This window comes from Nocardioides aurantiacus (assembly GCF_003752505.1).
GTDB lineage: Bacteria > Actinomycetota > Actinomycetes > Propionibacteriales > Nocardioidaceae > Marmoricola > Marmoricola aurantiacus.
Window position 1 is genome coordinate 1,428,609 of the sequence record NZ_RKHO01000001.1, and the last position, 18,859, is coordinate 1,447,467.

Annotated in this window: 17 protein-coding genes; 11 read left to right on the plus strand and 6 right to left on the minus strand. The window is 73.5% G+C overall.

Annotated elements, in window-relative coordinates; genetic code table 11:
• Window positions 1–200: 200 nt before the first annotated feature.
• Window positions 201–887: a response regulator gene (locus EDD33_RS06780; protein WP_123389662.1), complete on the minus strand. Its 687-nt coding sequence runs from the start codon at window positions 885–887 to the stop codon at window positions 201–203.
• Window positions 884–2,461, minus strand: a complete 1,578-nt coding sequence (locus tag EDD33_RS06785; protein WP_246003400.1) for a sensor histidine kinase — start codon at window positions 2,459–2,461, stop codon at window positions 884–886. The genes EDD33_RS06780 and EDD33_RS06785 overlap by 4 nt, the downstream gene beginning before the upstream one ends.
• Before the next feature lie 176 nt (window positions 2,462–2,637).
• Here EDD33_RS06785 and EDD33_RS06790 point away from each other — a divergent pair, with 176 nt between their 5' ends.
• The gene (locus tag EDD33_RS06790; protein ID WP_123389663.1) at window positions 2,638–4,029 is read left to right on the plus strand and encodes a cation:dicarboxylate symporter family transporter; all 1,392 of its coding nucleotides are present in this window, start codon (window positions 2,638–2,640) and stop codon (window positions 4,027–4,029) included.
• Between the two features lie 43 nt (window positions 4,030–4,072).
• Here EDD33_RS06790 and EDD33_RS06795 read toward each other — a convergent pair whose 3' ends face one another.
• Window positions 4,073–5,032, minus strand: a complete 960-nt coding sequence (locus tag EDD33_RS06795; RefSeq protein ID WP_123389664.1) for a phosphotransferase — start codon at window positions 5,030–5,032, stop codon at window positions 4,073–4,075.
• 362 nt (window positions 5,033–5,394) lie between these two features.
• Here EDD33_RS06795 and EDD33_RS06800 point away from each other — a divergent pair, with 362 nt between their 5' ends.
• Entirely contained in the window at window positions 5,395–5,865 is a 471-nt protein-coding gene (locus EDD33_RS06800; RefSeq protein ID WP_123389665.1) for a MarR family winged helix-turn-helix transcriptional regulator, read from the plus strand.
• Here the strand turns inward: EDD33_RS06800 and glgA are convergent.
• A complete protein-coding gene (gene glgA, locus EDD33_RS06805; protein ID WP_123389666.1) occupies window positions 5,847–7,034 on the minus strand; it encodes a glycogen synthase in 1,188 nt (395 codons plus the stop codon). The two genes, EDD33_RS06800 and glgA, sit on opposite strands and share 19 nt — an antisense overlap.
• A gap of 68 nt (window positions 7,035–7,102) precedes the next feature.
• Between glgA and glgC the strand changes: the two genes are divergently transcribed.
• The gene (glgC, locus tag EDD33_RS06810; protein WP_123389667.1) at window positions 7,103–8,350 is read left to right on the plus strand and encodes a glucose-1-phosphate adenylyltransferase; all 1,248 of its coding nucleotides are present in this window, start codon (window positions 7,103–7,105) and stop codon (window positions 8,348–8,350) included.
• Entirely contained in the window at window positions 8,350–9,993 is a 1,644-nt protein-coding gene (pgm, locus tag EDD33_RS06815) for a phosphoglucomutase (alpha-D-glucose-1,6-bisphosphate-dependent) (protein WP_123389668.1), read from the plus strand. Before glgC ends, pgm begins: the two co-directional genes overlap by 1 nt.
• A 63-nt stretch (window positions 9,994–10,056) precedes the next feature.
• Here the strand turns inward: pgm and EDD33_RS06820 are convergent, their stop codons facing one another.
• Window positions 10,057–10,407, minus strand: a complete 351-nt coding sequence (locus EDD33_RS06820; RefSeq protein ID WP_123389669.1) for a DUF559 domain-containing protein — start codon at window positions 10,405–10,407, stop codon at window positions 10,057–10,059.
• A 601-nt stretch (window positions 10,408–11,008) separates the two neighbouring features.
• The gene (locus tag EDD33_RS06830) at window positions 11,009–12,643 is read right to left on the minus strand and encodes an acyl-CoA dehydrogenase family protein (protein WP_123389671.1); all 1,635 of its coding nucleotides are present in this window, start codon (window positions 12,641–12,643) and stop codon (window positions 11,009–11,011) included.
• A gap of 18 nt (window positions 12,644–12,661) precedes the next feature.
• Here EDD33_RS06830 and EDD33_RS06835 point away from each other — a divergent pair, with 18 nt between their 5' ends.
• The 7 genes from EDD33_RS06835 (at window position 12,662) to EDD33_RS06865 (ending at window position 18,850) form a co-directional block, all read left to right on the plus strand.
• Window positions 12,662–13,735: a YihY/virulence factor BrkB family protein gene (locus tag EDD33_RS06835; RefSeq protein ID WP_246003401.1), complete on the plus strand. Its 1,074-nt coding sequence runs from the start codon at window positions 12,662–12,664 to the stop codon at window positions 13,733–13,735.
• A 45-nt stretch (window positions 13,736–13,780) separates the two neighbouring features.
• The gene (locus tag EDD33_RS06840) at window positions 13,781–14,134 is read left to right on the plus strand and encodes a hypothetical protein (protein WP_123389672.1); all 354 of its coding nucleotides are present in this window, start codon (window positions 13,781–13,783) and stop codon (window positions 14,132–14,134) included.
• A 29-nt stretch (window positions 14,135–14,163) separates the two neighbouring features.
• Entirely contained in the window at window positions 14,164–15,219 is a 1,056-nt protein-coding gene (locus EDD33_RS06845) for a potassium channel family protein (RefSeq protein ID WP_123393115.1), read from the plus strand.
• A 64-nt stretch (window positions 15,220–15,283) separates the two neighbouring features.
• Window positions 15,284–15,829 carry a PGPGW domain-containing protein gene (locus tag EDD33_RS06850; protein WP_123389673.1) on the plus strand — a complete coding sequence of 182 codons (546 nt, stop codon included), beginning with the start codon at window positions 15,284–15,286 and terminating at the stop codon, window positions 15,827–15,829.
• A gap of 5 nt (window positions 15,830–15,834) precedes the next feature.
• A complete protein-coding gene (locus tag EDD33_RS06855) occupies window positions 15,835–16,512 on the plus strand; it encodes a maleylpyruvate isomerase mycothiol-dependent enzyme family protein (RefSeq protein WP_211332446.1) in 678 nt (225 codons plus the stop codon).
• Between the two features lie 68 nt (window positions 16,513–16,580).
• Window positions 16,581–17,861, plus strand: a complete 1,281-nt coding sequence (locus EDD33_RS06860; protein WP_123389674.1) for an AI-2E family transporter — start codon at window positions 16,581–16,583, stop codon at window positions 17,859–17,861.
• The gene (locus EDD33_RS06865) at window positions 17,861–18,850 is read left to right on the plus strand and encodes an NAD(P)/FAD-dependent oxidoreductase (RefSeq protein WP_123389675.1); all 990 of its coding nucleotides are present in this window, start codon (window positions 17,861–17,863) and stop codon (window positions 18,848–18,850) included. Before EDD33_RS06860 ends, EDD33_RS06865 begins: the two co-directional genes overlap by 1 nt.
• Window positions 18,851–18,859 lie beyond the last annotated feature (9 nt).

The following is an 18,859-nucleotide window of genomic DNA, read 5'->3' on the forward strand; positions in this document are numbered from 1 at the left end:
CTGATGACGCCGACCGGGCAGTTCTGCGGCGGCCAGTCCGGCGGACGACGGCAGAACTGCCCGCTCGGCGGTCCTGGCGCGCGCAGAAGTGCCCGCTCGGCGGTCCTGGCGCGCGCAGAAGTGCCCGCTCGGCGGTGCTGGAGCGCGCGCAACTGCCCGGTCGACGGTGCTGGCGCGCGCGGAAGTGCCCGGTCGGCGGGTCAGCGCCTCCAGCCGTAGGCCACCTCGGGTCGGCCCGCGCCGCCGTAGCGAGGACGACGCTCGACCGCGCCGTCGTCGGCGAGGTGCTCGAGGTAGCGGCGGGCGGTGACGCGGGAGACGCCGACGGCCTCGGCGACCTCGGAGGCCGACATCGGTGAGGGCGTACGACGCAGCACGTCGGTCACCTGCCGCAGCGAGTCCGGGCTCATCCCCTTGGGCAGCGACGACCCGGTGCCCCGGGCCCGGAGCGCGCCGAACAGCTGGTCGACGTCGTCCTGCACCACGTCGTCGGCGGTCCCGCGCAGCTGCTCGCGGTAGGCGGCGTACTGCTCGAGCTTGGTGCGGAACGCCGCGAACGAGAACGGCTTGAGCAGGTAGAGCACGACGCCTTGCGACACCGCCCGTCGTACGACGTCGCTGTCGCGCGCCGACGTGACCGCGATGACGTCGCACAGGTGGCCGGCCGCCCGGATCCGCTGCAGCAGCCCGAGGCCGTGGCCGTCGGGCAGGTGCATGTCGAGCAGCACGAGGTCGACCTCGCCGGGGCGGGAGTCGAGCAGCCGCATCGCCTCGCCGGCCGACCGGGCGACGCCGGCGAGGTCGAACCCCGCCACCCTCCCGACGTACGCCGCGTGGGCCTCGGCCGCGATCTCCTCGTCCTCGACGACGAGCACCCGGACGCTCACGAGGGCGGCCCCAGCGTCACGGTGAACCGCGCTCCGCCCAGGTCGGAGGAGTCCACCTCGACCGCGCCGCCGTGCCGTCGGGCGACCTGGCCCACGAGCGCGAGGCCCAGGCCGCGGCCCTCGACCGCCTTGGTCGACCAGCCGCGCTCGAGGACCCGCTCCGCGTCCTGGGGAGGTACGCCGGGACCGCTGTCGTCGACCTCCACGAGCAGCCCCGCCCCGCGGTCCTCCAGCCGCAGCCGCACCTGCCGCCGGTCGGAGCCGGCCACCGCGTCGAAGGCGTTGTCGAGCAGGTTGCCCACCACCGTGACCAGCTCGCGCGACGGCACGGCCACGTCGGCGCCCACGGAGCCCGTGAGCCGCAGCTCGACGCCCTGCTCGGCGGCCTGGGCGGTCTTGCCGAGCAGCAGCGCCGCCAGCGCGGGCTCCTCGACGGCGCCCACCACCTCGTCGGCGAGCGCCTGCGCCACGGCGAGCTCCTCGGTGGCGAACTCGACGGCGTCCTCGTGGCGGCCGAGCTCGATCAGCCCGACCACGGTGTGCAGCCGGTTGGCCGCCTCGTGGTTCTGCGCACGCAGCGACGCGGTCAGCCCGCGCACGAGGTCCAGCTCGCCGGTCACCGACTGCAGCTCGGTGCGGTCGCGGACGGTGACGACGGCACCGACCTCGGCGCCGCCCCAGTAGGCGGGAGCCGAGCTGATCACCAGCACCTGGTCGCGCAGCACGTAGAGGTGGTCGCTCTCGGCGACCCGGCCCCGCGCCGCCTCGACCATCGCCGGCGGCAGCCCGAGGTCGTCGAAGCGCCGCCCCAGCACGTCGTCGGGGAGGCCGAGCAGCCGTCGGGCCTCGTCGTTGACCAGCTGCACGCGGCCGGCCTCGTCGAGCAGCACCAGTCCCTCGCGCACGGCGTGCAGCACGGCGCGGTAGTACTCGTACATCCGGGTGATCTCGCGCTCGCCCATCCCGTGGGTCTGCCGCCGCAGCCGCCGCGAGATCAGCCAGGCGCCGGCCAGCCCCACCACCAGCGCGCCCAGCGCGGCCAGCCCGATGGAGGGCAGGTCGCCGAGCAGCTGCTGCTGGATCCGGTCCAGGGTGATGCCGACCGAGACCAGCGCGACGACGCGACCGCCGTCCTCGACGGGCACGACCGCCCTCACCGAGGGGCCGAGCGTGCCGGCGTACTCCTGGGTGAAGGGGCGTCCCTGCGGTGCGGTGCCCAGGTCGCCGATGAACCTCTCCCCGATGCGGTCCGGGTCGGGGTGGGTGAAGCGGGTGCGGTCCAGCGCCATCACCACCACGAAGTCGGTGTCGGTGTCGGCGCGGACCTCCTCGGCGTACGGCTGCAGCGTCCGCGACGGGTCCGCACCGACCACGGCGGTGCGCACGGTGGGGGAGTCGGCGAGCGACTCCGCGACCGCCAGGGCCTGGTCGCGGGACTCCGCGCGGACGTCGCGGCGGGCGTCGACGGCGGCCAGTGCCACGGCGCTGACCACCAGGGCGAGCACCACCAGCACCTGGAGGAGCAGGATCTGCCGGGCCACGGGGGAGTCCCGGGGACCGCCGCGCCGTGCCATGCGCCGCATCATGCCGTACGCCGGGCGCCGTGAACCGGGCCCCGCCGCGCCAGCCGCCGCCGGGGTCCCACCCGGTGAACACAACCTACGAAAGGGTGACGGCAGTCACAGGGGGTCGCAGGATGTGGTCCAGGGCACACGCCCGTGACGCCGCACGACCAAGAGCCGGAGGACGCATGAGCAGCACCGACACCCAGGGGACGACGGTCAAGAGGGACCGCACCCACTACCTGTACATCGCGGTGATCGTCGCGGTGGTCCTCGGCATCATCGTCGGCTTCGTCGCCCCCGACTTCGCGGTGAAGCTGAAGTGGATCGGCGAGACCTTCGTCGCCCTGGTCAAGATGATGATCCAGCCGGTCATCTTCTGCACCCTCGTCATCGGTGTCGGCTCGGTCCGCAGTGCCGCCAGCGTCGGCAAGGTCGGCGGGCTCGCGCTCGGCTACTTCCTGACCATGTCGACCTTCGCGCTCGCCATCGGCCTGGTCGTCGGCAACCTGATCGACCCGGGCGAGGGCCTCAACCTCACCGACGAGACCGCGGGCGTGGGCGCCGAGCAGGCCGAGGGCGCCGGCTCCACCACCGAGTTCATCACCGGCATCGTGCCCGACTCGCTGTTCTCCTCGCTGACCTCGGGCGAGGTGCTGCAGACCCTCTTCGTGGCGCTGCTCGTCGGCTTCGCGCTGCAGGCCATGGGCCGCTCCGGCGAGCCGATCCTCCGGGGCATCGGCCACCTCCAGCGCCTCGTCTTCCGGGTGCTCGCGATGGTGATGTGGGTGGCGCCGATCGGTGCCTTCGGCGCCATCGCCGCGGTGGTCGGCGAGACCGGCCTGGACGCGCTGAAGAGCCTCGCGGTGCTGATGGGCGCGTTCTACCTGACCTGCTTCATCTTCGTCTTCGGCGTGCTCGGCACCATCTTGAAGCTGGTCACGGGCGTCAACATCCTGAGCCTGTTCAAGTACCTCGCCCGCGAGTTCCTGCTCATCGTCTCGACCTCGTCCTCGGAGTCCGCGCTGCCCCGCGTCATCGCGAAGATGGAGCACGCCGGCATCGACAAGAGCACCGTCGGCGTGGTCATCCCGACCGGCTACTCCTTCAACCTCGACGGCACCGCGATCTACCTCACGATGGCCTCGATCTTCATCGCCGACGCGCTCGGCAAGCCGCTGTCGATCGGCGAGCAGATCTCGCTGCTGGTCTTCATGGTCATCGCCTCCAAGGGCGCGGCGGGCGTCTCCGGCGCCGGTCTGGCCACCCTGGCCGGCGGCCTGTCCTCGCACCGGCCCGAGCTGCTGGACGGCGTCGGCCTCATCGTCGGCATCGACCGGTTCATGTCCGAGGCCCGGGCGGTCACCAACTTCGCCGGCAACGGCGTCGCCACGGTGCTGGTCGGTCACTGGACCGGCACGCTGAACCGCGAGCGGCTCGACGAGGTGCTCGCGGGGCGGGCGCCGTTCGACGAGATGACGATGCTCGACGACGACCACTCCGAGGGCGACCGCGCCAGGGACCTCGACGCCCCGAGCACCAGCACCGGCAGCACGACGAGCAGCAGCACCACCGGCTGAGCACGGCACCGGCACCCCGGGCCCTGGTCCGCCGCGAGGCGGGTCAGGGCCCGTCGTGCGTCCCGTCGTGCGGCTCGGTCCGGTCCAGCAGGTCCAGAGAGTACGCCGCCAGCGTGGCCCGCCGTCGGGCGAGGACCAGCAGGTCGGGGGTCGGCTCGGATCCGAGGTGCTCGAACGGGACCGCGGAGAGGCCGGCGTACAGCACCAGCTGCAGCGCGTGGGCGCGGCGTACGACGTCGGCGGGGGTGTCGTCGCCCTCGGCCCGCAAGCCCGTGACGTACGCCGCGAGGCAGGCCTCGTCGCGCGCGGCCAGCGCCCCGACGTCCTCCTCGACCGAGCGGCCGGTCTGCACGTCGCCGACGAGCAGCTGGGCCAGGTCGAACCCGACCGGAGCCGCGCCGAAGAAGCCGTAGTCGATCAGCACGAACCCCTCCACGCCCGTCGAGGTGAGCAGGTTGTGGGGGCAGGCGTCGCCGTGCGAGGCGAGGAGCGGCATCGCGGCGAGCTCGGCGGTCAGCGCCTCGGCGCGGTGGGCGGCGCCGCGCAGGCCGTCACGCACCGCGGCGAAGGGCCCGGCGAGGAGCGGGTGCTCCCAGAGCCCGTCGTCGAGGAGCGCCGGGAGCACCTGCCCGGCCAGTCGCCCGTGCAGGTAGCTCCACACCGACAGCCCGTGGCCGACGTGGCCCGCGGCCTCGCGCACCCCGGGGCTCGCGGCCAGCCGGCCGAGCAGGTGGGCGGCGACGACGTAGCGGTCCAGCCCCCAGGGCCGCGGGCGGGTCCGCACCTCCGGCAGCCAGATCGCGGCCGACAGGTCGTCGAGGTCCTCGACCAGCAGCGCGCGCGGCATCGCGAGACCCTCGGGCAGCCGGGCGCCCAGGTCGGAGCGGTAGGCCAGCGGCTCGGTGCGCCACGGCAGGCCCGCCGCCGCGAGCTCCCGCATCTCCGGTGGCACGAACGCGAAGGCCGGGTGCCGGCTCCAGCACTGCACCTGCTTGACGAACACCGACCACGTCCGGACGCTCGTGCCCCCGTCGGTCGTGCCCCCGTCGGTCGTGCCCCCGTCGGTCGAGCCCCCGTCTCCGGGGGTTCGGGCTCGTCGAGACGAGCGCCTCGCCCCGCACCCAGTGCCGCGCCGCGGTGGTGATCGCGTCGAGGTCGTAGTCGACGGGCTCGACCCTGACGCCGCGCAGCCGGACGTGCTCGGGCCGCTCGACCAGCAGGTCGGCGACGAGGGTGGTCAGCGTCTCCTCGTCCACGGCGGCGGGTCCGAGCGGCTCCAGCGCGCGTGCAGGAGTGGCGGTGGGCTGGGCCATGACGGCCTCCGATCGGCAGACGGCTCTACCACCTCGAAGGTAAACTCGCTTTATGAGTTCGGTCAAGGGAGCTCCGCCGCGCGCCGAGTGGCACGCCGCCCTGCTGCTCGGCCAGCTGTTCCGACGGCTCGGTGACGCGTTCGGTGAGGGGCCGGGGCTGCGCCAGTCACAGCTGCGGGTGGTCTCCTCCGTGCCGGCCGAGGGGATCAGCGTCACCGACCTCGCCCGACGGGTGGGCATGACCAAGCAGGGCTGCGGCCAGTTCGTCGCGGTGCTCGCCGACTCCGGCCACCTCGCGGTGGAGCCCCGGCCCGAGGACCGGCGGGTCCGGCTGGTGCGTCGTACGCCGGAGGGGGAGCGGGCGACCCACGCGGCCCGCGACCGGGTGCTGGAGCTGGAGGACGCCTGGGCGGCGCAGGTCGGGCCGGAGCGCTACCGCGTCTTCCGCGAGGTGCTCGAGGAGGTCGCGACCGGCGTCTGGCAGGCCGAGGGAGCGACCGTGCCTCAGAGCAGCGAGCGGTAGATCTCCAGGGTCCGCCCGGCGATCGCGGGCCAGCTGAAGTGCTCCTGCGCCCGGCGTCGCCCGGCCCGGCCGTACGCCGCCGCCCGCTCGGGGTCGCTGACCGCATCGACGAGCGCGGCGGCGAGGTCCGCGACGTACTGCTCGGGCTGCAGCGGCGTCCCGGTGCCGTCGGTCGCCTGCTCGATCGGGACCAGCCACCCGGTCTCGCCGTGCACGACGACCTCGGGGATCCCGCCGGTCGCCGTCGCCACCACGGCGGTCTCGCAGGCCATCGCCTCGAGGTTGACGATGCCGAGCGGCTCGTAGATCGACGGGCAGGCGAAGACGGTGGCTGCCGTCAGCAGCGCCACCACGTCGGGGCGGGGGAGCATCTCGGAGATCCAGACGACGCCGTCGCGCTCGGCGGCGAGCTGCTCGACGAGACCGCGCACCTCGGCCTCGATCTCAGGGGTGTCCGGCGCTCCGGCGCACAGCACCAGCTGCACGTCGGGCGGCAGCTGGGCCGCGGCACGCAGGAACAGCGGCAGCCCCTTCTGACGGGTGATGCGGCCGACGAAGATGACGCTCGGCCGGTCGGGGTCGAGGCCGAGCTCGCGGACACGGTCGGGGTTCGGCACCGGCTGCCAGTCCTCGGTGTCGATGCCGTTGTGGACGACCTGCACCCTGGCCGGGTCGATCGCGGGGTAGGCCCGGAGCACGTCCTCGCGCATCGCGGCGCTCACCGCGATCACGGTGTCCGCGGCCTCGTAGGCCGACTTCTCGACCCAGCTCGACACGGCGTACCCGCCGCCCAGCTGCTCGGCCTTCCACGGCCGCATCGGCTCCAGGCTGTGCGCCGAGACGACGTGGGGGACGCCGTGCAGCAGCTTGGCGAGGTGGCCGGCCAGGTTGGCGTACCAGGTGTGCGAGTGCACCAGGTCGGTGCCCGCGCACCCACCGACCATCTCGAGGTCGACGCCGAGGGTGCGGACGGCCGCGTTGGCGTCGGCGAGGCCCGTCGGGTCGGCGTACGCCGTGGTGCCGGCCTCCGCGCGCTCCCCGCCGAAGCAGTGGACGCGGGTGTCGACGCCGTCGACCGCCCGCAACGCGCGGACCAGCTCGGCCACGTGGACGCCGGCGCCGCCGTACACCTCGGGCGGGTACTCCCTGGACAACACGTCGATGCGCATGACAGCAACCTAGTGCGCGTCGGGCGCCGGCGCTCGCGCGTGACCGCGGTCACCCCTAGGGTCGTGCCATGAGTGCATCGTCGCGGCGCAAGAAGGTCCTGGCCATCGTGCTGGCGGGCGGGGAGGGCAAGCGGCTGATGCCGCTGACCGCCGACCGCGCCAAGCCGGCGGTGCCGTTCGGCGGCATCTACCGCCTGATCGACTTCGCGCTGTCCAACGTCGTCAACTCCGGCTACCTCCAGGTCGTCGTGCTGACGCAGTACAAGTCGCACAGCCTGGACCGCCACGTCACCACCACCTGGCGGATGTCGACGCTGCTCGGCAACTACGTCACCCCGGTGCCCGCGCAGCAGCGGGTCGGCAAGCGGTGGTACCTCGGCAGCGCCGACGCCATCTTCCAGTCGATGAACCTCCTCGACGACGAGAAGCCCGACATCGTCGTGGTGGTCGGCGCCGACCACGTCTACCGGATGGACTTCTCCCAGATGGTCGACGCGCACGTCGAGAGCGGCGCCGCGGCGACGGTCGCGGCGATCCGGCAGCCGATCTCGCTGGCCGACCAGTTCGGCGTCATCGACGTCGACCCGGAGGACCCCGCCCGCATCCGGGCGTTCCTGGAGAAGCCGACCGACCCCACCGGCCTGCCCGACTCGCCCGACGAGGTGCTCGCCTCGATGGGCAACTACGTCTTCGACGCCGACGCGCTGCGCGACGCCGTCACCCGCGACGCCGACGACGAGGGCTCCAAGCACGACATGGGCGGCGACATCGTGCCGGCCTTCGTGGCCCGCGGCGAGGCCGGCGTCTACGACTACAAGGACAACGACGTGCCGGGCTCCAACGAGCGCGACCGGGGCTACTGGCGCGACGTCGGGACGATGGGCTCCTACTACGCCGCGCACATGGACCTCGTCGCCCACCTGCCGGTCTTCAACCTCTACAACCAGCAGTGGCCGATCTACACGACCTACGGCCCGCAGCCGCCGGCCAAGCTCGTCGAGGGCGACGGCATGGCGCCGGTGACGGTCTACAACTCGATCCTGTCCCCGGGCGTCGTCGTGACCGGCGGCTCGGTCCGCGAGTCGGTGCTCTCGCCGTCGGTCCGCGTCGCCTCCGGCGCGCGCGTCGAGGGCTCGGTGCTGCTCAACGGGGTCAGCGTGGGGGAGGGGGCGATCGTCAAGAACGCCATCCTCGACAAGAACGTCGTGGTGCCCGCCGGGGCCCAGGTCGGCGTCGACGCCGAGGCCGACCGCGCCCGCGGGTTCGTCGTGGAGGACGGGCTGACCGTGCTCGCCAAGGGCCAGGAGGTCACCTGATGGCCGCCAGCCGGGCCGGCACGCCCGCCCGCCCCGAGGACCTCGTCGACGTCGCGCACCTGGTCACGGCCTACTACACCGGCGACCCGGACCCCGACGACGTCGACCAGCAGGTCGCGTTCGGCACCAGCGGCCACCGCGGCTCCTCGCTCAGGACGTCGTTCAACGAGACCCACATCGCCGCCACGACGCAGGCGATCGTCGACCACCGCCGCGAGCAGGGCTACGACGGCCCGCTGTTCGTCGGCCGCGACACCCACGGCCTCTCCGAGCCGGCGTGGGCGACCGCCCTCGAGGTCCTCGTCGCCAACGACGTCACCGTCCTGGTGGACGACCGCGACGGCTACACCCCGACGCCGGCCGTCTCCCACGCGATCATCCGGGCCAACGGCGGCCGCACCTCCGGGCCCGGCCTGGCCGACGGCATCGTGGTCACGCCGTCCCACAACCCGCCGAGCGACGGCGGGTTCAAGTACAACCCGCCCCACGGCGGCCCCGCCGACTCCGACGCCACCACGGTGATCGCCGCCCGCGCCAACGAGCTGATCCGGGCGGGGCTGTCCGGCGTCCAGCGGGTGCCGTTCGCCCGCGCCCGCGCCGCGGCCCAGGGCTACGACTTCCTCGGCACCTACGTCGACGACCTGCCCTCCGTGCTCGACGTCGACCGCATCCGCGAGGCGGGCGTGCGCATCGGCGCCGACCCGCTCGGCGGCGCCGCGGTCCACTACTGGGGCGAGATCGCCGAACGGCTGCGCCTCGACCTGACCGTGGTCAACCCGCTCGTCGACCCGACGTGGCGCTTCATGACGCTCGACTGGGACGAGAAGATCCGGATGGACTGCTCCTCGCCCCACGCCATGGCCTCGCTGATCGGCCGCAAGGACGAGTACGACATCGCGACCGGCAACGACGCCGATGCCGACCGGCACGGCATCGTCACCCCCGACGCCGGGCTGATGAACCCCAACCACTTCCTGGCCGTGGCCATCGGCTACCTCTTCGGCGGCGCCCGGCCCGACTGGCCCGAGACCGCCCGGATCGGCAAGACCCTGGTGTCGAGCTCGATGATCGACCGGGTGGCCGCCTCGCTCGGCAAGCCGTTGGTCGAGGTCCCGGTCGGGTTCAAGTGGTTCGTGCCCGGCCTCATCGACGGCTCGTTCGGCTTCGGCGGGGAGGAGTCGGCCGGCGCGTCGTTCCTGCGTCGTGACGGCTCGACGTGGACCACGGACAAGGACGGTCTGCTGCTGGCCCTGCTCGCCAGCGAGATCCTCGCCGCGACCGGTCGCACCCCCAGCGAGCACTACGCCGACCTGGTCGCGCAGCACGGCGAGCCGGCGTACGCCCGGGTCGACGCCCCCGCCGACCGCGCGCAGAAGGCGGCGCTGGCCGCCCTCTCGCCCGAGGCCGTCGCCGCCACCTCGCTCGCCGGCGAGGAGATCACCGGCAAGCTCACCGAGGCCCCCGGCAACGGCGCTGCCATCGGCGGCCTCAAGGTCACCACCGAGTCGGCCTGGTTCGCCGCCCGGCCCAGCGGGACCGAGGACGTCTACAAGATCTACGCCGAGTCCTTCCGCGGCCCCGACCACCTCGCCGAGGTCCAGGCCGAGGCCCGCGACGTCGTCTCCGCCGCCCTCGGCGGGTAGTCGCCGCGGTCCGTCTGCACGGATGAGTACCCAACCTCACGGGCAGTCCGTCTTGCCCAGCTCCTAGGCCGCACAGCTCGGGCAGCGACCGACGTGGGTACGCATCTGTGCAGCTGCGGTGAGGACCTCTCGGACGTGATCGGGGTCGAACATGACGTCCTCCCACGAGAAGCGCAGCACGATCCAGCCGTCCACGACCAGGAGGTTGTAGCGACGGGCATCCCGGCGCAGGTCGGCGCGACCGCCGTGCCACTCGAAGGAGTCCGCCTCGACCACGATGCGGAGGTCGTCGTCGACGAGGTCGGGGCGCACCGTCTGCCGCGTGCCGATCACGACGCGCTGGGGGACCAGTCTCAGGCCGGGGACGTCGAGGGCGAGGTGGCGCAGCACGGACTCGAAGGGGTCGGGCGGCACGTCCGTCCGCCCGACCGAGGACGCGGCGCACCTTCGCGGCCCCGGGCCCCTGGGCGGTCGCGGCCACGCGCGCGAGGACCTGCGGAGGTACGCCGCTGCGGAGCGCGGAGTCCGCGACCGCGAGGCCCTCGTCGTCCGGCAGCTGCCGGACGCACTGCTCCAGCGTCGTCTCGACGTCGGTCGCCACGCCGTCGCGCACCTGCTCGGGCAGGAGCGTGCCGCGGTGCACCTCCGCGCGCCGACGTTGGTCGGGCGTCAGCCGTCGGCTCCTGCTGAGCAGGACGTGGGGCCTGGTGGGGACGGTCGTGACCGCCCAGCCGTGCCACAGCGCCGCGCTGGTCAGGCAGAGCACGCCTCGGAGGCCGTGGGCGACCGCCGTGGCCTGGTCGCAGGACCTGAGCGTGAGGCAGCCACGCCCGGAGGCCAGCAACGAGCCGTCGGCCAGCGCACGGTCCACCTGGCCCCGCGACGTCGCGGCGACGGCCGAGGCGCGCTGGGCCACGCCGCCCTGCTGCTCGACGTACGCCACGACCAGGCCCATCTGCCCACCCTGCATGCGACGGACTGCGGCGTCGAACGACGATCCACAGGCGGGCGACCCTCAGAGGGCGGGGGTGGCGCGGGTGACGATCGTGGCGAGGTCGATGCCGACGGGGAGGGTGCCGAGGGTGCCGTTGTAGTCCCCGCCGAGGCGGGTGGCGCAGAAGGCGTCGGCGACGTCAGGGTCGGCGTGGCGCAGCAGGAGCGAGGCCTGGAGGCAGGCGGCCATCTGGCCGGCGAGGCGGCGGGCCGAGTGCTCCAGGGTGCCGACGTCGCCGAGCATCGTCAGGACGCCCTCCACGGCTAGGTCGAGGCGGGGGTCCTCGCCGCGGGCGAGGCCGACCTCGGTCAGCCAGGCGCCGAGCGCCTCGGGCTCGCGGGACAGCGCGCGCAGCACGTCGAGCGCGTTCACGTTGCCCGAGCCCTCCCAGACCGAGTTCAGCGGCGACTCGCGAAACAGCAGCGGCAGCCCGGACTCCTCGACGTAGCCGTTGCCGCCCAGGCACTCCAGCGCCTCGGCGACCATCATGGGCGTGCGCTTGCACACCCAGAACTTCGCCAGCGGCAGCGCGATCCGGCGCAGTGCCGCCTCGTGGGGGTCCGTACGCCGGTCCACGGCACTCGCCAACCGCATCGCCAGCACGGTCGCCGCCTCGGACTCCACCGCCAGGTCGGCCACCACGTTGCGCATCAGCGGCTTGTCACCCAGCAGCCCGCCGAAGGCCGACCGGTGCGCCACGTGCCACGACGCCTCGGCCAGCGCCTTGCGCATCAGCGACGCCGACCCGATCACGCAGTCGAGGCGGGTCGCGGCGACCATCTCGATGATCGTGCGTACGCCGCGCCCCTCGTCGCCGAGCCGCTGCGCCCAGGTGCCCTCGAGCTCGAGCTCGGCGGAGGCGTTGGACCGGTTGCCCAGCTTGTCCTTGAGCCTCACGACGTCGATGCGGTTGCGCTCGCCCGAGGGCAGCACCCGGGGGACCAGGAAGCACGACAGTCCGTCCGGTGCCTGGGCCAGCACCAGGAAGACGTCGTTCATGGGGGCGGAGGTGAACCACTTGTGGCCGTGCAGGGTGTACTCCCCGTTGACCGACGTCGGCCGGGCCTGCGTCTCGTTGGCGCGTACGTCGGACCCGCCCTGCTTCTCGGTCATCCCCATGCCCGCCAGCGCGCCGCCCTTGTCGGCCAGCAGCCGCACCCCGGGGTCGTAGGAGGTCGCGGCCAGCTTGGGCGTCCACTGCTCGGCCAGCGCGTCGTCGGCGCGCAGGGCGGGGACGGCGGCGTACGTCATCGAGATCGGGCAGCCGTGCCCCGGCTCGGTCTGGGACCAGGCGAAGAACCCGGCGGCCCGGCGGAGGTGGGCGTGCTCGGAGTCGGACTCCCACGGCGCCGCCTGCAGTCCGTGGCCGACCGCGCGCTCCATCAGCCAGTGCCACGAGGGGTGGAAGCGGACCTCGTCGACGCGGTTGCCGTAGCGGTCGACGGTGACCAGCTCGGGGTGGTGCACGTTGGCCAGCCGGCCGTGCTCGCGGGCCTCCTCGGTGCCGGCCTCGAGGCCCAGCCCGGACAGCGTCTCGACGACGCCGTCGGGGGCGTGGCTGCGGACCGCGTCCAGGAGCGCGGTGTCGGACGTCACGACGTCGTGGCCGACGAGCGGCGGGGCCTGGTTGCGGGCTACCCGGGAGTCGGCGCTCATGGCCTTACCGTAGTGCTCATGGCCGTCCAGAGCAGTCCGCGCCGGCAGGTGCGCGGGTTGTCGTGGGCGACGATGCGGACCTCGACCTGGCAGCTGGTCGTCAACACCGTCGGCACCTGCATGCGCCACCGGGTCACGGGGCTGGCGGCCGAGGCGGCGTTCTTCGCCGTGCTCTCGCTGCCGCCGCTGATCTTCGCGCTGGCGGGCTCGATCGGCTACATCTTCGCCCAATTCAGCGACAGCCAGATCGCGGAGGTCCGCGACACGATCATCGCGCTGGCCAGCCAGGCGCTGACCCCGCAGACGGTCGACAGCATCATCCGGCCGACCCTCGACGAGGTGCTCTCCGGCGGTCGCTACGACGTGATCTCGATCGGCTTCGTGCTCGCGCTGTGGTCCGGCTCCCGCGCGCTCAACGTGTTCCTCGACACCATCACGATCATGTACGGCCTCGGCGGCCAGCGCGGCATCCTGTCGACCCGCGCGCTGTCCTTCGGCCTCTACCTGCTCGGCATGCTGATGGGGGTGGTGCTGGTGCCGCTCGTGGTGGCCGGCCCGACGCTGATCGGCCGGTGGCTGCCCGAGCGGCTGGCGTTCCTGGACCAGCTCTACTGGCCCGTGGTGCTGCTGCTGGGCATCGTCTTCCTCGCGCTGCTCTACCACCTGTCCGTGCCGGTCCGGACCCGCTGGCGCTGGAACCTCCCCGGCGCGGTGTTCACGATGTTCTGCTGGGTCTTCGGCTCGGCGCTGCTGCGCTGGGTGCTGGTCGGCACCGCCCAGGGCTCGACCTCGATCTACGGCCCTCTGGCCGCGCCGATCGCGGTGCTGCTGTGGCTCTACCTGCTCTCCATCGCCATCCTCATCGGCGCGGCCCTGAACGCCGCCTTCGACCAGGTCTGGCCGCAGAAGGAGCTGACCACCGCCCGCGCGGAGCGGCTCAGCCGGATCTCGCTCGACAACGTGCTGCCCTGGCGGGCCGGCCCGACGACGGCCAGGACGGACGACGAGCCCGACGCCGCCACCGAGGACGAGCCGCCGGCCGGTGAGCCCGTCGCGCCCGCCCAGCCGGTGGCCCCCGGCCGCAAGGCCTGAGGGTCGCTGCCGCGGCGCCCGTCGCGTGCGTGCCATGCTTCGGCCGTGGCCAACGTGACCCTGCCGACCCCGGTGGTCCTCGCCGGAGCCGGGCTGTGCCTGCTCGGGGGCTACCTCGTCGGCTCGGTGGCCGGCGCGACCGACCAGGTCGAGCGGCGTACGGCGGAGGTCGCCTCCTACGACCCCGCCGACCAGCGGGTCTGCCTCACCGGTGCCGCGGTGGAGGACCTGCCCGGCGCCGACGACGAGGGCCGGCTGTGCGGCTCCCTGCGTCGTACGCCGTCCAGCGCCGTGCCGCGCGAGGGCGACACCATGCGCTTCGTCTCCGTCGCCACCACCGGACAGGTCGACGGCAAGCCCCGGCAGTCCGTCGTCGTCATCGGCGACGTGGTCGGCTAGTCGTGGCGGCCGCCCCCCGCTCCTTCGGGATGCTGACGCTGCCGGCCCGGCAGCGCTCCCCGTGGTGGGAGCTCGGCCGCCGGCTCCTGGCGGCGATCGGGATCCTGGCGTTCACGGTCGCGATCGTGTGGTTCGACCGTGACGGCTACGTCGACAACAGCGACCCGAGCAACGAGGTCAGCCTGGTCGACGCGATGTACTACACGACCGTCACCCTGAGCACGACCGGCTACGGCGACATCGCCCCGGCCACGGACACGGCGCGGCTGGTCAACGCCTTCGTCGTCACGCCGCTGCGCATCGCCTTCCTGGTGCTGCTGATCGGCACGACGCTGGAGGTGCTGGCCGCGCAGGGCCGCGAGATGTTCCGGGTCGCCCGTTGGAGGAGGAAGATGAACCAGCACGTCGTCGTCATCGGTTACGGCACCAAGGGTCGCAGCGCCGTCCAGACCCTGGTCAGCAACGGCACCTCCCGCGACTCCGTCGTCGTGGTGGACCCCTCCACGGTCGGGCAGGAGGAGGCCAACGCGGACGGCCTGGCCGTCGTCACCGGCGACGCCACCCGCCGCGACGTGCTGCGGCGCGCCGGCGTCGAGCACGCCCAGCAGGTCATCATCACCACCGCCCGCGACGACACGACGGTGCTCGCGACGCTCACGGTGCGCCAGCTGAACCCCGACGCCTACATCGTCGCGGCGGTGCGCGAGCAGGACAACGTGCAGCTGGTGCGGCAGAGCGGCGCCGACTCGGTGATCACCTCCTCCGACGCGGTGGGCCGGCTGCTCGGCCTCGCGTCGTACTCGCCCAACCTCGGCGCGGTGATGGAGGACCTGCTCACCTACGGCGAGGGCCTCGAGGTGGCCCAGCGCGAGCTGCTGGTGGGCGAGGTGGGCCGGGCGCCCCAGTCGTTGCCCGACCAGGTGATCGCGGTGGTGCGCGACGAGAAGGTCTACCGCTACTTCGACCCGACGGTCACGCTGCTGGCGCGCGGCGACGAGCTGATCGTCGTACGCCCGTCCAAGGAGCTGCCCTGGGCACCTCGGCCCGGCACCCACAACGAGACGCTGGCCGACGAGGAGGACTAGCGCCGGGCTGTACCGCCCGCGCGTAGCGGCTGCGCCATGAGGTCCGGCCTCGTAGGATCAGGGCGTGAAGGAAGCCGTGAAGGGCCTGGGGCTCAAGGTGCTGGGCTGGGTCCTGCTGGTGGCGGGCATCATCTTGATGCCGGCGCCCGGACCCGGGGCGATGGTCATCCTGCTCGCGATGGTCGTGCTGGCCACGCAGTACGAGTGGGCCGACAAGCGGCTGGACAAGGTCAAGGTCTGGGCCCTCAAGGGCGCCGCCGACAGCGTGAAGACCTGGCCGCGCATCATCGCCTCGCTGCTGGGCGTGGCCTGGCTGGTCGGTCTCGGCATCTTCTGGGGCATGCGACCCCCGGCCCCCGACTGGTGGCCGCTGCGCGAGAGCTGGTGGCTGATCGGCGGCTGGGGCACCGGCTCCACGTTGATCTTCTCCGGCGTCGTGGCCTTCGGGCTGCTGGTCTACAGCTTCGTGAAGCTGCGTGGCGCCACCAAGGCCGACATCGAGGCCCAGGCCACCCGCGGCGGCGCGAGCGATGCCCCCGGCGTGCAGCACGACCAGGAAGGCAACCGGCTCGAGCGCCCCCGCCCGGCCGACAGCGCCTCGCACCAGTAGCTCCCGTGGCCTCCCCGTCCTCGGAGATCGACGCCTGGCGCGCCGGCCACCGTCGCGTCTGCGACCTCGTCCTGCAGGCGAGCCCGGCCGAGCTCGAGCGGCACGTGCCCGCCACGCCCGACTGGACCGCGCGCGACCTGGTCTCCCACATGGTGGGGCTGGCCGCCGACGTGCTGGCCGGTGACGAGCCGGACGACCACCACGCGGGCTGGACGCAGGCGCAGGTCGACGCCCGCCTCGACCGCTCGGGCGTCAACCTGGTCGAGGAGTGGCGCGGGCTGGCCGACGACCTGGCCGCGTGGATGGCCGAGCACGGCACCAGGCCGCTCAACGACGTGCTCGTCCACGAGCAGGACCTCCGTGGTGCGCTGCGGAGGGCGGGTGCCCGTGACGCCCCCGGCGTCGACGTCGTACGCCGCAGGATGGCCGGCCGTCTCGGCACCACCCTGGCGGAGCTGCCGCCGCTGGGTCTGGTCGGACCCACCTGGCAGTGGGCCTCGCGCGGTGCTGCCGCCGACGCCGACACCGTGCTGGAGGCCTCCGACTTCGACCTGCTGCGGTCGCTGTGCAGCCGTCGCACCGCCGGGCAGCTGCGCGGCTGGACCACCCGCGGCGACGTCGCGACCTACCTGCCCGCCTTCGCCGGGCTCGGCGACCTGCCGCCCCGGCCCCTGGACGAGTAGCCGCCGCCGACCTGTCGACGGGGGTGTCGGTTCGTGCGCGCCCGGGGGCCGGTGCGAGGCTGGTCGGCATGGACCAGTCCGGCGCGCTCACTCCCACCCCACCGTCGCAGGGCGACACCGTGCCCTCGCGCGAGAAGGTGATCGGCCGCGGGCTCGCCTGGGTGGCGACCTGGAGCGGGCGGCTCGTGCTGGTGACGCTGGCGGCGATCGTCGTCGGGCTGATCATCAAGTACACCTGGACGATCCTGTTCCCCGTCGTGCTCGCGCTGGTGCTGGCGACCGTGCTGGCCCCGGTCTCGAAGTTCCTGCGCGCCCGGGCCGGCGTGCCCAGCGGCCTGGCCGCGGCGGCCACGCTGGTCGGCTTCCTCGGTGTCTTCGTGGTGGCCGGGTTCGCGATCGCGCCCTCGGTCGTCGGGCAGAGCGAGGACATCGTCAAGAGCACCAACGCGGGCCTGCAGAAGCTGCAGGACTACGTCCAGGGGCTCGACTTCGTCTCCTCGGCCCAGATCGACAACGGCCTGCAGAGGCTCCAGGAGCAGATCAGCGGCTCGGCGTCCTCGATCGCCTCGGGCGTGATCACCGGCGTCTCCGCCGTCACCAACGGCCTGATCACGCTGGTGATCACGCTGATCCTGACGTTCATGTTCCTCAAGGACGGCCGCCGCTTCCTGCCGTGGCTGCGTCGGATGGCCGGTCCCCGCGCCGGTGGCCACCTCCAGGAGGTCGGCAACCGTTCCTGGCGCACCCTGGGCGGCTTCATCCGCACCCAGGCGCTGGTCTCGCTCATCGACGCGGTGCTGATCGGCGCCGCGCTGCTGTTCGTCGGGGTCCCGCTGGCGGTGCCACTGGCCGTGCTGACCTTCTTCGCCGGCTTCATCCCCATCGTGGGTGCCGTGGTGGCGGGCCTCGTCGCCGTCCTGGTCGCCCTGGTCTCCAACGGCCTGACCGGCGCGATCATCATCCTCGTCGTGATCCTGCTGGTGCAGCAGCTCGAGGGCAACGTGCTCTCCCCGTGGCTGCAGTCCAAGTCGATGCAGCTGCAGCCGGCGGTGGTGCTGCTCTCGGTGACCCTGGGCTCGACGCTGTTCGGCATCACCGGGGCCTTCCTCGCGGTGCCCGTCGTGGCGGTGATCGCGGTCGTCCTGCGCTACCTCGACGACGTCGTCGAGGACAAGTCCACCCCGGGCGACAACCCGCCCTACCTGGCCGGGGGGCCGTCCGGAGACGAGCCCGACGCCAGCACCCGCCAGGGCGAGGACGACCTCACCCGCGCCCAGCGCGACCCCGACGACGACCTGGCGGTCGACGACGGCGAGGACGACCACCCGACCGCCCCGGCCGTGTCCTGATGAGCACCACCCCCGGCCCCGTCGTCGTGGTGGGCGCCGGCATCGCCGGCATCGCGTGCGCCCGCCGGCTGCGGACGGCCGGCCTCGACGTCCACGTGCTCGACCGCGGCCGTCGGATCGGCGGCCGGATGGCGACCCGGACCGTGGCGGGGCGCCCGGTCGACACCGGGGCGTCCTACTTCACCGTCTCGGACAGGCGCTTCGCCGCCGTGGTGCGCGAGTGGCGCTCCTCCGGGCTGGCGCACGAGTGGACCGACCGGTTCCACGTGCTCGGGGAGGGGGAGCCGGAGGTCAAGCAGGGTCCCGTCCGCTGGGGCACCGCCCACGGCAGCCGCTCCCTGGTGGAGGAGCTCGCCCGGGGCCTCGACGTGCGGCCCCGCGAGGTCAGGACCGTGCGCCGTCGCGCGGGCGGCCTCGAGGTCGACGGCGTCCGCGCCGCCGCGGTCGTGCTCGCGATGCCCGACGCCCAGGCCCGCCGGCTGCTGGGCCACGACCTGCAGGACGTCCGCGGCGTGCTGACCCGGGAGAGCGAGCCGGTGCTGGCGCTGACCGCGGCGTACGACGCCCGCACCTGGGACCGCGGCGAGCGCTTCGACGGCGCCTTCGTCAACGGCGACGACGTGCTGGCCTGGGTCGCCGACGACGGCCGCCGTCGCGGCGACGACGCGCCGGTGCTGGTGGCGCACTCCACGCCGGCCTTCGCGGCCGGGCACCTCGCCGACCCCGCCGCCGCCGCCCCGGCGATGCTCGCGGCGCTGGGCAGCCACCTCGAGGTCGACGAGCCGGTGACGACGCGGGTGCAGCGGTGGTCGCTGGCCCGCCCGACCGGCCGGCGGCTGCCCACCCACCACCTCCGCGACGGGGTCGGCGTCTGCGGCGACGGCTGGGGCCCGGTGTCGAAGGTGGAGGGTGCCTGGATCTCCGGCGACGACCTCGGCACGGCCCTGGCCCGCGAGCTCCGGTCGGCTCGCGCGGGCCGCCCGGCGTAGAGCAGTTCC